A 16,969-nucleotide genomic window follows, 5' to 3' on the forward strand; every position below is an offset into this window, starting at 1 on the left:
GCCATGCTCGGCAGGGGGCGTTCCCGGTAAAGCCCCTTGCCGAGCATGGCTCGGCACTACAGTGTCCCGGCATTGCACTGCAAACATACGCGGCAGTAGGGATTGCGCCAGATCTGGTGCTGCGACTTGGTCGCAGTGGTGAGCTAGACTGTGGGCCCTGTCGTGGCCGCGAGGCCACCCTGAACGGAATTGTCATCCCGCATGAGTTGGCTCAGCAAGTTGATGCCGTCCGGCATCCGTACCGACAACACGCCCTCCAAAAAACGCAGCGTCCCCGAGGGGCTGTGGGAAAAATGCAGTAGCTGCGGTGCGGCCCTGTACCGCCCGGAGCTGGAAGAAAACCTGGAGGTCTGCCCGAAGTGCGGGCACCACATGGCCATCCGTGCGCGTGCGCGCCTGGCTTCGTTGTTTGACGCTGACAGCACCAGCGAGATCGCTGCCCGCCTCGGGCCGACCGACGTGCTCAAGTTCAAGGACCAGAAGAAATACGTCGAACGTATCAAGGCCAGCCAGAAGAACACCGGCGAGTACGACGCGCTGGTCGCCATGCGCGGCTTGCTGAAGGGCCGCCCGCTGGTGGCTTCTTCCTTCGATTTCGCCTTCATGGGTGGTTCGATGGGCTCGGTGGTTGGCGAGCGCTTCGCACTGGCTGCAGAGACGGCGCTGGAAATCGGCTCCCCTTACGTGTGCTTCTCCGCCTCCGGCGGTGCCCGCATGCAGGAAGGCCTGTTCTCGCTGATGCAGATGGCCAAGACCTCGGCCGCGCTGGCCAAGCTGCGTGAAGCCGGCTTGCCCTATATCTCGGTACTGACCCATCCCACCACCGGTGGCGTGTCGGCCTCGTTCGCAATGCTTGGCGACATCAACATCGCCGAGCCGCAGGCGCTGATCGGCTTTGCCGGTCCGCGCGTGATCGAGCAGACCGTGCGCGAAAAGCTGCCGGAAGGCTTCCAGCGCTCGGAGTTCCTGCTCGAGCATGGCGCCATCGACCAGATCTGTGACCGCCGCGAAATGCGTGACCGACTGGCCGAGCTGTTGGCCATGCTGGGCCGTCAACCGCAGCACGAGGAAGCCGCTGCCTGATGAGCACGCGCAAGTATTTTGGCACCGACGGCATCCGCGGCCGGGTCGGCAAGGGCGTCATTTCCGCTGATTTCGTGCTGCGTGTCGGCAATGCGCTTGGGCGCGTGCTGGTTGCGCGCAGCGGCGGGACCCAGCCGACCGTGGTGATCGGCAAGGACACGCGCATCTCCGGTTATATGTTCGAGTCGGCATTGGAAGCGGGCCTGGTTGCCGCAGGTGCCAACGTGCAGTTGATTGGGCCGATGCCGACCCCAGCGGTGGCTTTCCTTGCGCATACGCTGGGTGCCGATGCCGGCATTGTCATCAGTGCCTCGCACAATCCGCATTACGACAACGGCATCAAGTTCTTCTCCGCCGAAGGCGAGAAGCTCGACGACGCCACCGAGCTGGCGCTGGAGGCGGCGATGGATCAGCCGTTCTCGACGGTGGAATCCGAGCAGCTCGGCAAGGCGGTGCGCGCGCGTGATGCGGTCGGCCGTTACATCGAGTTCTGCAAGGCCAGCGTGCCGCGTGACTTCTACCTGCGCGGGCTCAAGGTCGTACTCGACTGCGCCCATGGCGCTACCTATCACGTCGCGCCGCTGTTGTTCCGCGAGCTGGGGGCGGAGGTGACCGCGATCGGCGCCGAGCCGAACGGCATCAACATCAATGATGGCGTGGGTTCGATGCACATCGACAGTCTGGCGCGCAAGGTGGTCGAGGTCGGTGCCGATATCGGTATCGCCTTCGATGGCGATGGTGATCGCGTATTGATGGTCGATCACACCGGTGCTGCAGTGGATGGCGATGGCTTGTTGTATGTGCTGGCCAAGGCGTGGCAGGCCAATGGTCGCCTGCGTGGCCCGGTGGTCGGCACGTTGATGACCAATTACGGGATGGAGCAGGCGCTGGAGCGTCTGGGCATTCCGTTTGTCCGCGCCAACGTTGGCGACCGCTACGTGCACCAGACCCTGGTTGAGGGCAATGGCGTGCTCGGCGGCGAAGCCTCTGGCCACATCCTGTGCCTGGACCGGGCTACCACCGGTGATGCCATTGTCAGTGCCTTGCAGGTGCTGGAAGTGCTTGGTGGTGCCGGTGTGAACCTGCGGCAGGCGCTGCAGGGGCTGGTGATGGTGCCGCAGAAGACGATCAATGTGCGCCTGGAAAGCGGGGCGCGCGAAGTGGTTGCAAGTGCGCCAGTACAGGCTGCGCTGGCGGCCGCGCAGGCCGCGGTGGCCGGGCGGGGCAGGGCATTCCTGCGGCCGTCGGGTACCGAGCCGGTGGTGCGGGTCACTGTCGAGGCCGATGAGGCCGGGCTGATGAGCGCTACGCTTGAGGCGCTGGCCGAGGCGGTTCGTTCGGCTGCCGCACAGGTTTGAGCTGGATCATAGTGGTGTTGCCGGGATGTCGGTTCCAATAGCCGGCATTCCGTTCCTTTCCTTGGAGTTTTGTATGAGTTCCCGCATTCCCACCCTCGACATCACCCGTTTCGATACCGACCGTGAGGCCTTCGTGGCCGAACTGGGCGCGGCGTATCGTCAGTGGGGTTTTGCGGGTATTCGCAACCACGGCATCCCGCAGGCGGAGATCGACGCCGCGTATGACGTGTTCAAGGCATTCTTCGCGCTGCCTGAAGATGTGAAGAAGCAGTACCACATCGCTGGCGGTGGCGGTGCGCGTGGCTATACCCAGTTCGGTGTGGAAACCGCCAAGGGTTCCAAGCATTTCGACCTGAAGGAGTTCTGGCATATCGGCCGCGAGATCGCCGATGACTCCAAGTACCGTGAGGTGATGCCGCCGAACCTGTGGCCGAGCGAAGTCCCCGGCTTCAAGGAGCATGGGTACGGCCTGTACCAGAAGCTGGACCAGCTGGGCTCGCGCGTGCTGTCGGCCCTGGCCCTGCACATTGGCCTGCCCGAGACCTTCTTTGCCGACAAGACCAACAACGGCAACTCGATCCTGCGCCCGATCCACTATCCGCCGATCACCACCGATGACATCCCCAACGTGCGCGCTGGCGCACATGGCGACATCAACTTCATCACCTTGCTGGTTGGTGCCAGTGCGGCCGGTTTGGAAGTGCAGTCGCATGAAGGTGAGTGGGTCCCGTTCACCTCCGACGCCGACACCATCGTGGTCAACATCGGCGACATGCTGCAGCGCCTGACCAACCATGTGTACCCGTCCACCATCCATCGCGTGGTCAATCCCCCGGGTGAGCTGGCACGCAAGCCGCGCTACTCGGTGCCGTTCTTCCTGCACCCGAACCCGGACTTCCTGATCGACGTGTTGCCTTCGTGCATCACTGCGGAGAATCCGAGCCGCTATCCGGAGGCGATCACCGCCCATGGTTTCCTGGAAGAGCGCCTGCGCGAAATCAAGCTGAAGTAAGCCGGCGCTGGTTTCGCCAGCTGTCCTATCGCGCCGCCGCGGCCAAGGCCCGGCGGCGTTTTTGCGTCTTGTCTTCCGTTGTCCGCAGCTTGTCCTGCCGATGTCCGCATATCGGCTATCCTTTGCCGATACTTTTTACCGGGGAGTTATGCCTGAATGCGCCAAAAAATCGTTGCTGGTAACTGGAAGCTGCATGGCAGCCGGCAATTCGCCACCGATCTGGTCGGGCAGGTGGCCGCGGGCCTGCCGCTGCCTGGTGTGAGTCTGGTGATCCTGCCGCCGTTGCCTTACCTGGGGGATCTGGTCGAGGATTTCGAGGAGACGGAGCTGGCTTTTGGCTCGCAGGATGTCAGCAGCAACGAAAAGGGCGCCTACACGGGTGAGGTTTCGGCCAGCATGCTGGTGGACGTCGGTGCCACCCACGGCTTGGTCGGCCACTCCGAGCGCCGGCAGTATCACAACGAAAGCAGTGAGCTGGTTGCGCGCAAGTTCGTTGCTGCGATCAATGCTGGTCTGATCCCAGTCTTATGCGTAGGTGAGACGCTGGAGCAGCGTGAGACCGCGCAGACCGAGGCGGTGATTGCCTCGCAGCTGGCGCCAGTACTGGACCTGGCCGGGGTGCAGGCCTTCGCCAAGGCGGTGGTGGCGTATGAGCCGATCTGGGCAATTGGCACCGGTCGTACCGCCACGCCGGAGCAGGCGCAGGCCGTGCATGCGTTCATTCGTGGCGTAGTCGCCGAGCGCGATGCTAGAATTGCCGATTCGTTGTCGATCCTTTATGGCGGCAGCGTCAAGCCCGACAACGCAGCAGAGCTGTTTTCACAGCCTGACGTCGATGGCGGGCTGGTAGGTGGCGCTTCGCTGGTGGCGGCTGATTTTCTGGCCATCGCGAGGGCGGCTGCCAGTCGCTAACGGGTAATTGTCCGGGACGGATTTCAAAAATGCTGATGTTGATCCTCAATGTGGTCTATGTGCTGGTGGCGCTCGCGATGATCGCGCTGATCCTGATGCAGCGTGGCTCTGGTGCTGCCGCTGGTTCGGGTTTTGGTGCCGGTGCGTCGGGTACGGTGTTTGGCGCGCGTGGCGCGTCCAACTTCCTGTCCAAGAGCACCAAATGGCTGGCCGTGGTGTTTTTCGGCATCAGCTTGTTCATGGCATGGTACGCCAGCCACGGTTCGCGTCCGGCGGACCAGGGCGTGGGCCTGATGGGTACGGTTGAGACGGTGGCTCCGGCTGCTGCGCCGGCGGTTCCGGCAGGTGAGTTGCAGGCCGTTCCGGCGGCTCCAGCCGCCGCTGCCGTGGGTGAAGTGCCGCAGGCAACGGCCCCGGCGGAAAATATTCCGGCCAAGAGCGAAGAAAAGCCCGCTGAACCCGCACAGAAAGACTGAAGACGGTTACAATACGCGGCGCACTGCGAAGCAGCTGCGCTGACGTAAGCCCAGGTGGCGGAATTGGTAGACGCACTACCTTGAGGTGGTAGCGACGAGAGTCGTAGGGGTTCGAGTCCCCTCTTGGGCACCATTGTTTTATGCGGGTACACGGGTTGCAGCAGCTTCCCGTCGTGGCAAGTCCCGTTCATCCCCCATGCCTTGGCACCTGCAGGTGTCCCGGGCAGAGGCAAGAGAGAATCGCTGTGCTGGCCGAATATTTGCCGTCTCTGCTGTTTCTGATCGTCGCCACCGGCATTGGCGTTGCGCTGATGTTGATCGGTCGGTTCCTCGCTCCGCGTTCGCCGGACACCGAGAAACTCTCCGCCTACGAGTGTGGCTTCGAGGCGTTCGAGAACGCGCGCATGAAGTTCGACGTGCGCTACTACCTCATCGCCATCCAGTTCATCGTCTTTGACCTGGAAATCATCTTCATTGTGCCCTGGACCCAGGTGTTCATGGAGCTCGGCGCCCGTTCGCTGGTCACCATGGGCTTGTTCGTGGGCATGCTGTTCCTCGGCTTTATCTACGTGTGGAAGAAGGGAGCGCTGGAATGGGAGTGATCCAAACTCTCGACGGCCTGATGAACAACCCCGTCCCGGAAGGGCGGGTTGATGACATTCTGCGGCCTGAAGGCGATAACCCCCTGCTCGAGAAGGGCTATGTGACCACCAGCGTTGACGCGCTGTTGAACTGGGCACGTACCGGCTCGATGTGGCCCATGACCTTCGGTCTGGCCTGCTGCGCGGTGGAAATGATGCACGCCGGTGCGGCGCGTCTGGACCTTGATCGTTATGGCGTGGTGTTCCGTCCCTCGCCGCGTCAGTCCGACGTGATGATCGTGGCCGGCACCCTGGTCAACAAGATGGCCCCGGCGCTGCGCAAGGTCTACGACCAGATGCCGGACCCGAAGTGGGTCATCTCGATGGGTAGCTGCGCCAACGGTGGCGGTTATTACCATTATTCCTATGCAGTGGTGCGCGGTTGCGATCGTGTGGTGCCGGTGGACGTCTACGTCCCGGGCTGCCCGCCGACCGCCGAGGCGCTGGTGTACGGCATTTTGCAGCTGCAGAAGAAGATCTGGCGCACCCAGACCATCGCACGCTGACCCCCTTTCAAATCAAGAGCACGCCAGCCCCATGGCCCAGCAAGCACCTTCTCTCATCGATAAACTTCGCGCCCGTTTTGCCGGTGCGCAGGTTGTGGTGGTCGAACCGCGCGGCGAAGTAACGCTGGAAGTGGCTGTTGCCGATTGGCACGCAACCGCTCTGGCGCTGCGTGATGAACTCGGCTTCGAGCACGCCACCGACCTGTGCGGCGTCGATTACCTCGGTTACGGCAGCGACGAGTGGGATACCTCGGACGTTTCCTCGCACGGCTTCAGCCGTGGTGTGGAAGGCAGCGGCGCAGGTCGTTTCGCCTGGGGTGAGTTCCCCAGCCACGAAACCGCCGAAGGCGCGCAGCCGGACGCACTGCCGAAGCAGCGTTTCGCGGTGGTCTGCCAGTTGCGCTCCTACCAGCACAACCAGCTGCTGCGCATCCGTTGCTACGCACCCAGCGAATCGCTGCCAGTGGTGGCCTCGCTGACCGATATCTATCCGGGCCTGAACTGGTTCGAGCGCGAAGCGTTCGACCTGTATGGCGTGATCTTCGAAGGTCACCCGGACCTGCGTCGCATCCTGACCGACTACGGTTTCGTGGGCCATCCTTTCCGCAAGGATTTCCCGCTGATCGGCAATGTCGAAGTGCGCTACGACGAAGAAAAGAAGCGTGTGGTCTACGAGCCGGTGACTTCGGTCGAACCGCGCGTAGGCGTGCCGCGTGTTATCCGCGACGATGCCCGTTTCCAGACCGCTGAAGGCGAGCGCGCGCAGACGGAGGCAAGCAAGTGAGTGCGGACGTAAAGAAGGAATTCCACCAGGCTTCGCAGGCCTTTGCGAGCAATCCTGCCGAAGCCAAGCAGGAAATCCGCAACTACACCATGAACTTCGGCCCGCAGCATCCGGCCGCGCACGGTGTGCTGCGCCTGATCCTGGAAATGGACGGCGAGACCATCATGCGCGCCGATCCGCATATCGGCCTGCTGCACCGCGCGACCGAGAAGCTGGCCGAATCCAAGCCGTTCAACCAGTCGATCGGTTACATGGATCGCCTGGATTACTGCTCGATGATGTGCAACGAGCACGCTTATGTCCGCGCGATCGAAACCCTGGTGGGTATCGAGGTGCCCGAGCGTGCGCAGTACATCCGCACCATGTTCGATGAAATCACCCGCATCCTGAACCACTTGATGTGGCTGGGTTCCAACGCGCTCGATCTGGGCGCGATGGCGGTGATGCTGTATGCCTTCCGTGAGCGTGAAGAGCTGATGGACTGCTACGAAGCAGTCTCCGGCGCGCGCATGCATGCGGCGTACTACCGCCCGGGTGGCGTCTATCGCGACCTGCCGGACACGATGCCGAAGTACAAGGAATCGCGTTGGCACAAGGGCAATGCGCTGAAGCGCCTGAATGCTTCGCGCGAAGGCTCGCTGCTCGACTTCCTGGAGAACTTCACCAAGGAATTCCCGGGTCGCGTTGACGAATACGAAACCCTGCTGACCGACAACCGCATCTGGAAACAGCGTACCGTCGGCATTGGCGTGATCACCCCGGAACATGCGCTGGCCTGGGGCATGACCGGCGTGATGCTGCGTGGTTCGGGTATTGCCTGGGATCTGCGCAAGAAGCAGCCGTACGCCAAGTACGACGCGGTCGATTTCGACTTGCCGCTGGGCACCAAGGGTGACTGCTATGACCGTTACCTGGTCCGCGTCGCCGAAATGCGTGAATCCAACCGCATCATCAAGCAGTGCGTGGCTTGGCTGAAGGCCAATCCGGGCCCGGTGATGGTCAAGAACTTCAAGGTCGCCCCGCCGGCTCGCGCCGAGATGAAGGACGACATGGAAGCGCTGATCCATCACTTCAAGCTGTTCAGTGAAGGCTACTGCGTGCCGGCCGGTGAAACCTATGCGGCGGTTGAAGCGCCCAAGGGTGAATTCGGTTGCTACCTGGTCTCCGACGGTGCCAACAAGCCGTTCCGCGCCCACCTGCGCGCGCCGGGCTTCGCCCACCTGTCCTCGATCGACTCGGTCGTGCGCGGCCACATGCTGGCCGACGTGGTGGCAATGATCGGCACCTACGACCTCGTGTTCGGTGAGGTTGACCGGTAATGCCGGCGGATCAGACATCGTCCGTTGCCTGCGCGGTCCTGCCGCCGCAGGCATCGGTTTTTCAGCTTTTGGTATTCGTTGAGGTCGGCCTATGAAGGCGACGGGTAATTTCGAGGCGGCGCGCAACGTCGACCCGATGGTGGTGTTGAGCGACAAGACGCGCGCTCACATCGATCACTGGCTGTCCAAGTTTCCGCCGGACCGCAAGCGTTCGGCGGTGCTGCAGGGTCTGCATGCCGCACAGGAGCAGAACCAGGGCTGGCTGAGCGACGAGCTTATCGCGGGCGTGGCCAAGTACCTGGACCTGCCGTTCGTGTGGGCGTACGAAGTTGCAACCTTCTACTCGATGTTCGAGACCGAGAAGGTTGGCCGCAACAACGTGGCCATCTGCACCAACGTCAGCTGCTGGCTCAATGGCGCCGACGACATCGTCCGCCATTGCGAGAAGAAGCTGGGCATCAAGCACGGTGAATCGACCGCCGACGGCCGCGTCTACCTCAAGAAAGAGGAAGAGTGCCTGGCTGGTTGCGCCGGTGCGCCGATGATGGTCATCAACGGCCATTACCACGAGCGCCTGACGCTGGACCAGGTCGATGCGCTGCTGGACGGGCTGGAGTAAGGCATGGCACACCACGAATCCAAGGGCCCGGTCGGACCGGCGCCGCTTCCGCACAACGTGGTCTACACCACGCTGCATTACGACACCCCGTGGTCGTACGAAAGCTATCTGAAGACCGGTGGCTACGCCGCGCTGCGCAAGATCCTCGAAGAGAAGATCCCGCCGGCCGACGTCATCGAGATGGTCAAGCAGTCCGGCCTGCGTGGCCGTGGCGGCGCTGGCTTCCCGACCGGCCTGAAGTGGTCCTTCATGCCCAAGGGCGATGTGCAGAAGTACATCCTCTGCAACTCGGATGAATCCGAGCCGGGCACCTGCAAGGACCGCGACATCCTGCGTTACAACCCGCATTCGGTCGTGGAAGGCATGGCGATTGCCTGCTACGCCACCGGCTCGACCGCGGCGTACAACTACCTGCGCGGTGAGTTCCACCACGAGCCGTTCGAGCACTTCGAGCAGGCCCTGGCCGATGCCTACAAGCACGGCTGGCTCGGCAAGAACGTGCTGGGCAGCGGTTGCGACATCGATATCTATGGCGCACTCGGCGCCGGCGCCTACATCTGCGGCGAAGAAACCGCACTGATGGAATCGCTGGAAGGCAAGAAGGGCCAGCCGCGTTACAAGCCGCCGTTCCCGGCCAACTTCGGCCTGTACGGCAAGCCGACCACGATCAACAACACCGAGACCTATGCCTCGGTGCCGGCGATCATCCGCAACGGCGCGGAGTGGTTCAAGAACCTGAGCCTGACCAATAACGGCGGCCCGAAGTGCTTCTCGGTTTCCGGCTGCGTGACCAAGGGCGGCAACTTCGAAGTGCCGTTGGGCACCACTTTCGACGACCTGCTGGCGATGGCCGGTGGCCTGCGTCCGGGCCGCAAGCTGAAGGGCGCAATCCCGGGCGGCGTGTCGATGCCGGTGCTGACCGCCGAGCAGCTCAACGGGCTGGCGATGGACTACGACACCATTCGTGCACTGGGCTCGGGCCTGGGTTCGGGTGCCATCGTGGTGCTGGATGACAGCGTCTGCTGCGTCAAGTTCGCCTGCCGCATCAGCCAGTTCTTCCACAAGGAATCCTGTGGCCAGTGCACCCCGTGCCGTGAAGGCACCGGCTGGATGCATCGCGTGCTGGAGCGCATCGTCGCCGGCCAGGCCACGATGGAAGACCTGCACCAGCTGAAGACGGTTGCCGGCCAGATCGAAGGCCACACCATCTGTGCGTTCGGTGAGGCGGCAGCGTGGCCGATTCAAGGCTTCCTGCGCCAGTTCTGGAACGAATTCGAGTACTACATCGTCAACGGTCATTCGATGGTTGACGGCAAGAAGGTGGAGACTGCTGCCGCATGAGCGCGCAACCGGTAAATCCCAATGTACCGCCGGATCACGTGACCATCGATATCGATGGTCAGTCCCTGGTCGTACCCAAGGGTTCGATGATCATCCAGGCCGCCGACAAGGCTGGCATCCCGATTCCGCGCTTCTGCTACCACGAGAAGCTGCCGATCGCCGCAAACTGCCGCATGTGCCTGGTCGACGTTGAAAAGTCGCCCAAGCCGTCGCCGGCCTGCGCTACCCCGGTCATGGATGGCATGAAGATCCAGACCCGCAACGAGAAGGCGCTCAAGTACCAGCGTTCGGTGATGGAGTTTCTGCTCATCAACCACCCGCTGGACTGCCCGATCTGCGATCAGGGCGGCGAGTGCGAGCTGCAGGACGTGTCGCTGGGTTACGGCCGTTCGGTCAGTCGCTTCAACGAGCGCAAGCGCGTCGTTGTCGACGAGGACATGGGGCCGCTGGTCGCCACCGAGATGACCCGCTGCATCCAGTGCACCCGTTGCGTGCGCTTCACCGCTGAAGTCGCTGGCACCTACGAGCTGGGTGGCATGTCGCGTGGTGAAAACCTGCAGATCGGCACCTATGACGGCAAGCCGCTGACCACCGAGCTGTCCGGCAACGTCATCGACGTGTGCCCGGTCGGCGCGCTGACCAACAAGGTGTTCCAGTTCAAGGCACGTCCGTGGGAACTGACTGCACGCGAGTCGCTGGGTTACCACGACGCGATGGGCTCGAACCTGTTCCTGCACACCCGTCGCGGCGAAGTGCTGCGTGCGGTGCCGCGTGACAACGAACTGGTCAACGAGTGCTGGCTGTCCGATCGCGATCGTTATTCGCACCAGGGCCTGTATGCGGCCGACCGCGCGGTCAAGCCGCTGCAGAAGGTCAATGGCGAGTGGAAGGAAGTGAGCTGGGCCGAAGGTCTGGCCGCTGCCCGCGAAATCTTCGAAGCCAACCGTGGCGATGAGCTCGGCGTGCTGGTGCACCCGGCAACCTCGAACGAGGAGGGCGCATTGCTGGCCCGCCTGGCTGCTGGCCTGGGTTCGAACAACATCGACCACCGCATCAACAACCGCGATTTCTCCGATGCGCCGGTTGCCGAAGGGTTCGGCATGTCGCTGGCCGACATCGAACACGCCGATCAGATCGTCGTGCTGGGTAGCAATATCCGCCACGAACTGCCGCTGCTGCATGCTCGCCTGCGCAAGGCGCAGACCACCAACGGCGCCAAGATCCATTCGATCAACCCGGTCGATTTCGACTTCGCGTTCAAGCTGGCTGGCAAGCACATCGTTGCACCGTCGCGCTTCGTCGAGACGCTGGGCAACGCGCAGCTGGTCGACGCGGTGAAGGGCGGCAACAACACCGTCATCATCGTCGGCGCGATTGCCGAGAATCACCCGCAGGCCGCTGCCATCCGTGCTGCTGCCAGTGCGTTTGCCGCTGCCACCGGCGCCAAGCTGTGCCGCATCCCGCAGGGTGCGAATGCCGTGGGTCTGGCCCAGGTTGGCGTGCTGCCGGCCGGCAAGGACGTCAATGCAATGCTGGCGCAGCCGCGCAAGGCCTATGCCCTGTACGGCATCGAGCCGGGCCTGGACTTCGCCGATACCGCCGCTGCACGCAAGGCGCTGGCCGGTGCCAAGGTCGTGGCCTTCAGCCACTTCGCCTGCACCTCGACCCGCGATGTGGCCGATGTAATCCTGCCGATTGGCGCGCTGCCGGAAATCGACGCAACGCTGACCAATCTGGATGGCCGCAACCAGGTCGCCCGTGCTGGTGGCAAGCTGCAGGGCGAGGCCCGCGAGGGCTGGCGCGTGCTGCGTGCGCTGGGTGGTGACATGCAGTTGGCCGGTTTCGGTTTCACCGATCTGGCAGGCCTGCGTGCCGGCCTGCAGCCGGTCACGGTCAAGGTTGCCGCTTCGGCGCAGCCGCAGCTGGCAGGCGAGGGCTTCGAAGTGGCTTCGACCCCGGCGATCTACCGCACCGATGCCGTCGTGCGTCGCGCACAGGCGCTGCAGTCGCATCCGCTCAACAACGATCCGCGCATCGTGCTCAATGCCGACGACGCCGCGCGTCTGCAGCTGAGCGAAGGCCAGATGGCCAAGGTTGGTACCGACGCTGGTCGCGCCACGCTGTCGGTCGTGGTCGACTCACGCGTCGCCGCCGGTACGGTGTGGATTGAATCGGGCCACGGCGCAACCGCGCCGCTGGGTGCCGCTCGGGTAACGGTGGTGGCTGCATGAACGAGTTGCTGTTAAACGCGATCGAGCCCTTGTTCCAGTGGTTCATGTCCCTGGGTGACATCGGCATCGTGCTGTGGACGGTGATCAAGATCCTCTTGATCGCCATGCCGGTGATCATTTCGGTTGCCTTCTACGTGTTGTGGGAGCGCAAGCTGATCGGCTGGATGCACGTGCGCCACGGGCCGATGTATGTCGGTCTGGGCGGCCTGCTGCAGGCCTTCGCCGACGTCACCAAGCTGCTGTTCAAGGAAATCATTGCCCCGGCCAGCGCACACAAGGCGATGTACATCATCGCGCCGCTGATCGTGCTGGCACCTTCGTTCGCGGCGTGGGCGGTGGTTCCGTTCGACTACAAGCTGGTGCTGTCCAACGCCAACGTTGGTCTGTTGTACCTGCTGGCGATGACCTCGCTGGGCGTGTACGGCGTGATCCTCGCGGGTTGGGCTTCCAACTCCAAGTACGCCTTCCTCGGTGCGATGCGTTCGGCCGCTCAGGTGGTCAGCTACGAAATCGCGATGGGCTTCGCCCTGGTCGGCGTGATGATTGCCGCCGGTAGCTTGAACCTGACCGACATCGTGCTGGCGCAGAAGGGCAATTCGGGTCTGTTCGACTGGTTCCTGCTGCCGCTGTTCCCGCTGTTCGTCGTGTACTGGGTGTCCGGCGTTGCCGAAACCAACCGCGCGCCGTTCGACGTGGTGGAAGGCGAGTCGGAAATCGTTGCCGGCCACATGGTGGAGTACTCCGGCGGTGCGTTCGCACTGTTCTTCCTGGCCGAGTACGCCAACATGATCCTGGTCAGCTTCCTGATCTCGATCTTCTTCCTCGGTGGCTGGCTGAGCCCGCTCCAGGGTTGGATCACGGCCGACATCTCGCCGTGGATCAACTGGATCTGGACCGGCGGTTGGCCGTGGTTGCTGCTCAAGGTGCTGTTCTTCGCCAGTGCGTACATCTGGTTCCGTGCCAGCTTCCCGCGCTTCCGTTATGACCAGATCATGCGTCTGGGCTGGAAGGTGTTCATCCCGTTGACCATTTTCTGGATCGCGGTGACGGCACTGATGGTGTTCTACGGCGTGATCCAGAAGGGCGTTTGATTCATGAATAAGATCACCCACTATTTCAAAAGCCTGCTGCTCCTGGAGTTGCTCGGCGGCTTGTGGCTGACGTTGAAATACACGTTCAAGCCCAAGTACACCGTGATGTACCCGATGGAGAAGTTCCCGCAGTCGCCGCGTTTCCGTGGCCTGCACGCCCTGCGCCGTTACCCCAACGGTGAAGAACGCTGCATCGCCTGCAAACTGTGCGAAGCGGTGTGCCCGGCATTGGCGATCACCATCGACTCGGCCAAGCGCGAAGACGGTACCCGCCGTACCACGCGTTACGAAATCGATCTGTTCAAGTGCATCTTCTGCGGCTTCTGCGAAGAAAGCTGCCCGGTAGACTCGATCGTCGAGACCCACATTCTCGAGTACCACTTCGAGAAGCGTGGCGAGAACGTCATCACCAAGCCGCAGCTGCTGGCAATTGGCGACCGGCTTGAAGCCGAAATCGCCGAGCGCCGTGCCGCCGACGCCGCCTTCCGCTGAGGTCTTGAGATGGATTGGGTAAATATTGCTTTCTGGTTCTTCTCCATCATTGCCGGCATTTCCGCGGCAGCGGTGATCAGTGTGCGCAACCCGGTGTACGCCGTGCTGTGCTTGATCCTGACCTTCTTCTCCATCGCCTGCGTATGGCTGCTGGTGGGGGCGGAGTTCCTTGGCGTCACCCTGGTGCTGGTCTATGTCGGCGCGGTGATGGTGTTGTTCCTGTTCGTGGTGATGATGCTGGACATCGACACCACCAACCTGCGTGAAGGCTGGGTGCGTTACCTGCCGGTCGGCCTGGTGGTCGCGGTGGTGATGCTGGTGCAGATGCTGACCCTGATCGGGGTCAAGGCACGTACCGCGCCGTTCCCGGTGGACAACGCCGCTGCGGTGGCCGCCGATACGTCCAACATCACCTGGCTGGCACGCAGCCTGTTCACTGAATACCTGCTGCCGTTCGAGTTCGCGGCCGTGATCCTGACCGTCGCCGTGGTTGCAGCCGTGATGCTGACCCTGCGCCGTCGCGAAGGCCTGAAGACGCAGAACCCGACCGAGCAGACCATGACCAAGGCAAAAGACCGCCTGCGCATGGTCAAGATGGCCGCCGAGAAGCCGGTGGTGCAGGTCGATACGCAACATGACGGTGGCGAGGAGGCCAAGCCATGATTTCCCTGGGCCATATGCTTGCGCTGGGCGCGGTGATGTTCTGCATCAGCGTTGCCGGCATCTTCCTCAACCGCAAGAACATCATCGTGTTGTTGATGTCGATCGAACTGATGCTGTTGTCGGTGAACATCAACTTCATCGCCTTCTCGCGTGAGCTGGGCGACACCGCCGGTCAGCTGTTCGTGTTCTTCATCCTGACCGTGGCCGCGGCCGAAGCTGCAATCGGCCTCGCGATCCTGGTGACCTTGTTCCGTACTCGCCACACCATCAACGTGGGCGAAGTCGATTCGCTGAAGGGCTGATCCGAAGATGGAAATCACTCTCTCCAAGAGTCTGTTGATTGCAGTGGTGCTTGCACCACTGTTCGGCAGCATCATCGCCGGCCTGTTCGGTCGTCAGGTGGGGCGCAAGGGCGCCCAGTACATCACCATCCTGGGCGTGGCCATCAGCTGCGGCCTGTCGGCCTACATCTTCTCCCAGCTGTTGTGGGGCGGGGCGCAGCCGTACAACCAGAACGTCTACACCTTCTTTGAAGTCGGCCAGTACGCGGCCCACGTCGGTTTCATGATCGACCGCATGACCGCGATGATGATGGTGGTGGTGACCTTCGTGTCGCTGCTGGTCCACATCTACTCGATCGGCTACATGTCCGAAGATGACGGCTACCAGCGTTTCTTCAGCTACATCTCGCTGTTCACCTTCTCGATGCTCACCCTGGTGATGAGCAACAACTTCCTGCAGCTGTTCTTTGGCTGGGAAGCGGTGGGCCTGGTGTCGTACCTGCTGATCGGTTTCTACTTCAAGAAGCCCACGGCTATCTTCGCCAACATGAAGGCCTTCCTGGTCAATCGCGTTGGTGACTTCGGCTTCCTGCTCGGCATCGCTGGCATCCTGTGGGCCTTCGGCTCGCTGGACTACGCCACCGTGTTCGCCAATGCCAGCACGGTGCTGGGTACCGACACGACCGGTCACGCCATGGTGCAGCTGATCGGCGACAACCAGTGGAGCGTGGCGACCATCATCTGCATCTGCCTGTTCATCGGTGCGATGGGCAAGTCGGCACAGGTGCCGCTGCACGTTTGGCTGCCGGACTCGATGGAAGGCCCGACCCCGATCTCGGCACTGATCCACGCCGCGACCATGGTTACCGCGGGTATCTTCATGGTGACCCGCATGTCGCCGCTGTTCGAGCTGTCTCAGACCGCGCTGGACTTCATCCTGTTCATCGGTGCCACCACCGCGTTCTTCACCGGCCTGATCGGCATCGTGCAGACCGACATCAAGCGCGTGGTTGCCTATTCGACCTTGTCGCAGCTGGGCTACATGACGGTTGCACTGGGCGTGTCGGCCTACTCGGGCGCCGTGTTCCACCTGATGACCCACGCCTTCTTCAAGGCGCTGCTGTTCCTGGGGGCCGGTTCGGTGATCATGGGCATGCACCATGAGCAGAACATGATGAAGATGGGCGGCCTGCGCAAGTACATGCCGATCACCCACATCACCATGTGGATCGGTACGTTGGCCCTGGTGGGTACGCCGTTCTTCGCCGGTTTCTACTCGAAGGACACCATCATCGAAGCGGCCGCGATGCACGCGCATGCTGCCGATGCTGGCTGGGTTGCCCTGTACGGTTACTGGGCGGTGCTCGGTGGCGTGATCGTCACCAGTTTCTACAGCTTCCGCCTGCTGTTCCTGACCTTCTTCGGCAAGGAACGCTTCCGCGACGCACATGATGATCACCACGCCGATCATGGCCACGGCCACGATGACCACCACGGTCATGGTGCGCACGAGCCGCACGAGTCGCCGCTGGTGGTGACCGTGCCGCTGATCCTGCTGGCTATTCCGTCCATCCTGATCGGCTTCTTCACCATCGGCCCGATGCTGTTTGGTACCGGCTGGGATGGCCATGCTGCCGCTGGCGGCATCCCCGGCCAGGCCATGTCGTTCTTCACCGGCATCGTCGACTTCTACGACCCTGCGCGTGACACCATTGCCGAAGTCGGCAAGGAGTTCTGGCACGGTTCGGTGGCCTATGCGATACACGGCATGCAGATGCCTGCGTTCTGGCTGACGGTTGCAGGTTTCGCGCTGGCCTGGGTGTTCTACATCTGGAAGCCGGAACTGGCAGGACAGGCTCGCAAGACCCTGGCACCGGTGGTTTCGGTGCTGGAAAACAAGTACGGCTTCGACAAGCTCTGGATCGACGGCTTTGCCGGCGGTGGTGTGCAGCTCGGCAAGGCCGCCCGTGCCGTTGATAGCACGGTCGTTGATGGGGTGATGGTCAATGGTTCGGCGCGTCTGGTCGACCTGGCTGCCAACCTGTTGCGCCGCACCCAATCCGGTTTCCTCTACCACTACGCGTTCGCGATGATCATCGGCCTGATTGCCCTGTTGGGCGTGCTGATGCATTTCTGGCGTTGACCTGTACGGAATAGAAG

The 16,969-nt window shown here is 62.5% G+C and carries 17 protein-coding genes and 1 tRNA gene; all 18 read left to right on the top strand.

The features are described 5' to 3' along the window. Window positions 1–201: 201 nt before the first annotated feature. The 18 genes from accD to nuoL all read left to right on the top strand — a co-directional run bounded on the left by accD (window position 202) and on the right by nuoL (window position 16,952). Window positions 202–1,083 (top strand): acetyl-CoA carboxylase, carboxyltransferase subunit beta, encoded by an 882-nt coding sequence (accD, locus tag AC1VWL_RS14780; protein ID WP_481534152.1) that lies wholly within the window; start codon window positions 202–204, stop codon window positions 1,081–1,083. Further along, complete coding sequence (glmM, locus tag AC1VWL_RS14785; protein ID WP_482987207.1) at window positions 1,083–2,441, top strand: phosphoglucosamine mutase; 1,359 nt, start codon at window positions 1,083–1,085, stop codon at window positions 2,439–2,441. Before accD ends, glmM begins: the two co-directional genes overlap by 1 nt. Before the next feature lie 73 nt (window positions 2,442–2,514). Next, window positions 2,515–3,453, top strand: a complete 939-nt coding sequence (locus tag AC1VWL_RS14790) for an isopenicillin N synthase family dioxygenase (RefSeq protein ID WP_282268395.1) — start codon at window positions 2,515–2,517, stop codon at window positions 3,451–3,453. 156 nt (window positions 3,454–3,609) lie between these two features. Beyond that, window positions 3,610–4,365 (top strand): triose-phosphate isomerase, encoded by a 756-nt coding sequence (gene tpiA / locus AC1VWL_RS14795; RefSeq protein WP_481534150.1) that lies wholly within the window; start codon window positions 3,610–3,612, stop codon window positions 4,363–4,365. Window positions 4,366–4,394: 29 nt separating this feature from the next. Continuing rightward, complete coding sequence (secG, locus tag AC1VWL_RS14800; RefSeq protein ID WP_296246076.1) at window positions 4,395–4,841, top strand: preprotein translocase subunit SecG; 447 nt, start codon at window positions 4,395–4,397, stop codon at window positions 4,839–4,841. Window positions 4,842–4,889: 48 nt separating this feature from the next. Continuing rightward, a tRNA-Leu gene (locus AC1VWL_RS14805) sits at window positions 4,890–4,974 on the top strand. Between the two features lie 112 nt (window positions 4,975–5,086). Next, on the top strand, window positions 5,087–5,443 hold the full coding sequence (locus AC1VWL_RS14810; RefSeq protein WP_282268401.1) for an NADH-quinone oxidoreductase subunit A: 357 nt from the start codon (window positions 5,087–5,089) through the stop codon (window positions 5,441–5,443). After that, window positions 5,434–5,988 (top strand): NuoB/complex I 20 kDa subunit family protein, encoded by a 555-nt coding sequence (locus tag AC1VWL_RS14815; RefSeq protein ID WP_017354657.1) that lies wholly within the window; start codon window positions 5,434–5,436, stop codon window positions 5,986–5,988. Before AC1VWL_RS14810 ends, AC1VWL_RS14815 begins: the two co-directional genes overlap by 10 nt. A gap of 31 nt (window positions 5,989–6,019) precedes the next feature. After that, a complete protein-coding gene (locus AC1VWL_RS14820) occupies window positions 6,020–6,772 on the top strand; it encodes an NADH-quinone oxidoreductase subunit C (RefSeq protein ID WP_282268403.1) in 753 nt (250 codons plus the stop codon). A gap of 89 nt (window positions 6,773–6,861) precedes the next feature. Then, complete coding sequence (locus tag AC1VWL_RS14825) at window positions 6,862–8,091, top strand: NADH-quinone oxidoreductase subunit D (protein ID WP_481534153.1); 1,230 nt, start codon at window positions 6,862–6,864, stop codon at window positions 8,089–8,091. A gap of 91 nt (window positions 8,092–8,182) precedes the next feature. Continuing rightward, the gene (gene nuoE, locus AC1VWL_RS14830; protein ID WP_282268404.1) at window positions 8,183–8,710 is read left to right on the top strand and encodes an NADH-quinone oxidoreductase subunit NuoE; all 528 of its coding nucleotides are present in this window, start codon (window positions 8,183–8,185) and stop codon (window positions 8,708–8,710) included. Window positions 8,711–8,713: 3 nt separating this feature from the next. After that, entirely contained in the window at window positions 8,714–10,051 is a 1,338-nt protein-coding gene (gene nuoF / locus AC1VWL_RS14835; protein WP_282268405.1) for an NADH-quinone oxidoreductase subunit NuoF, read from the top strand. Beyond that, entirely contained in the window at window positions 10,048–12,282 is a 2,235-nt protein-coding gene (gene nuoG, locus AC1VWL_RS14840; protein ID WP_482987208.1) for an NADH-quinone oxidoreductase subunit NuoG, read from the top strand. The genes nuoF and nuoG overlap by 4 nt, the downstream gene beginning before the upstream one ends. Then, window positions 12,279–13,373, top strand: coding sequence for an NADH-quinone oxidoreductase subunit NuoH (gene nuoH / locus AC1VWL_RS14845; RefSeq protein WP_057626698.1), 1,095 nt, complete (start codon window positions 12,279–12,281; stop codon window positions 13,371–13,373). The genes nuoG and nuoH overlap by 4 nt, the downstream gene beginning before the upstream one ends. Before the next feature lie 3 nt (window positions 13,374–13,376). Next, entirely contained in the window at window positions 13,377–13,865 is a 489-nt protein-coding gene (gene nuoI, locus AC1VWL_RS14850; protein WP_282268409.1) for an NADH-quinone oxidoreductase subunit NuoI, read from the top strand. 9 nt (window positions 13,866–13,874) lie between these two features. Beyond that, window positions 13,875–14,528 carry an NADH-quinone oxidoreductase subunit J gene (locus AC1VWL_RS14855; RefSeq protein ID WP_481513020.1) on the top strand — a complete coding sequence of 218 codons (654 nt, stop codon included), beginning with the start codon at window positions 13,875–13,877 and terminating at the stop codon, window positions 14,526–14,528. Next, complete coding sequence (gene nuoK, locus AC1VWL_RS14860) at window positions 14,525–14,830, top strand: NADH-quinone oxidoreductase subunit NuoK (RefSeq protein ID WP_054656949.1); 306 nt, start codon at window positions 14,525–14,527, stop codon at window positions 14,828–14,830. The genes AC1VWL_RS14855 and nuoK overlap by 4 nt, the downstream gene beginning before the upstream one ends. A gap of 7 nt (window positions 14,831–14,837) precedes the next feature. Beyond that, entirely contained in the window at window positions 14,838–16,952 is a 2,115-nt protein-coding gene (nuoL, locus tag AC1VWL_RS14865; RefSeq protein WP_481508923.1) for an NADH-quinone oxidoreductase subunit L, read from the top strand. The last annotated feature ends 17 nt before the right edge of the window (window positions 16,953–16,969 follow it).

This window comes from Stenotrophomonas sp. STEN063 (assembly GCF_056854515.1).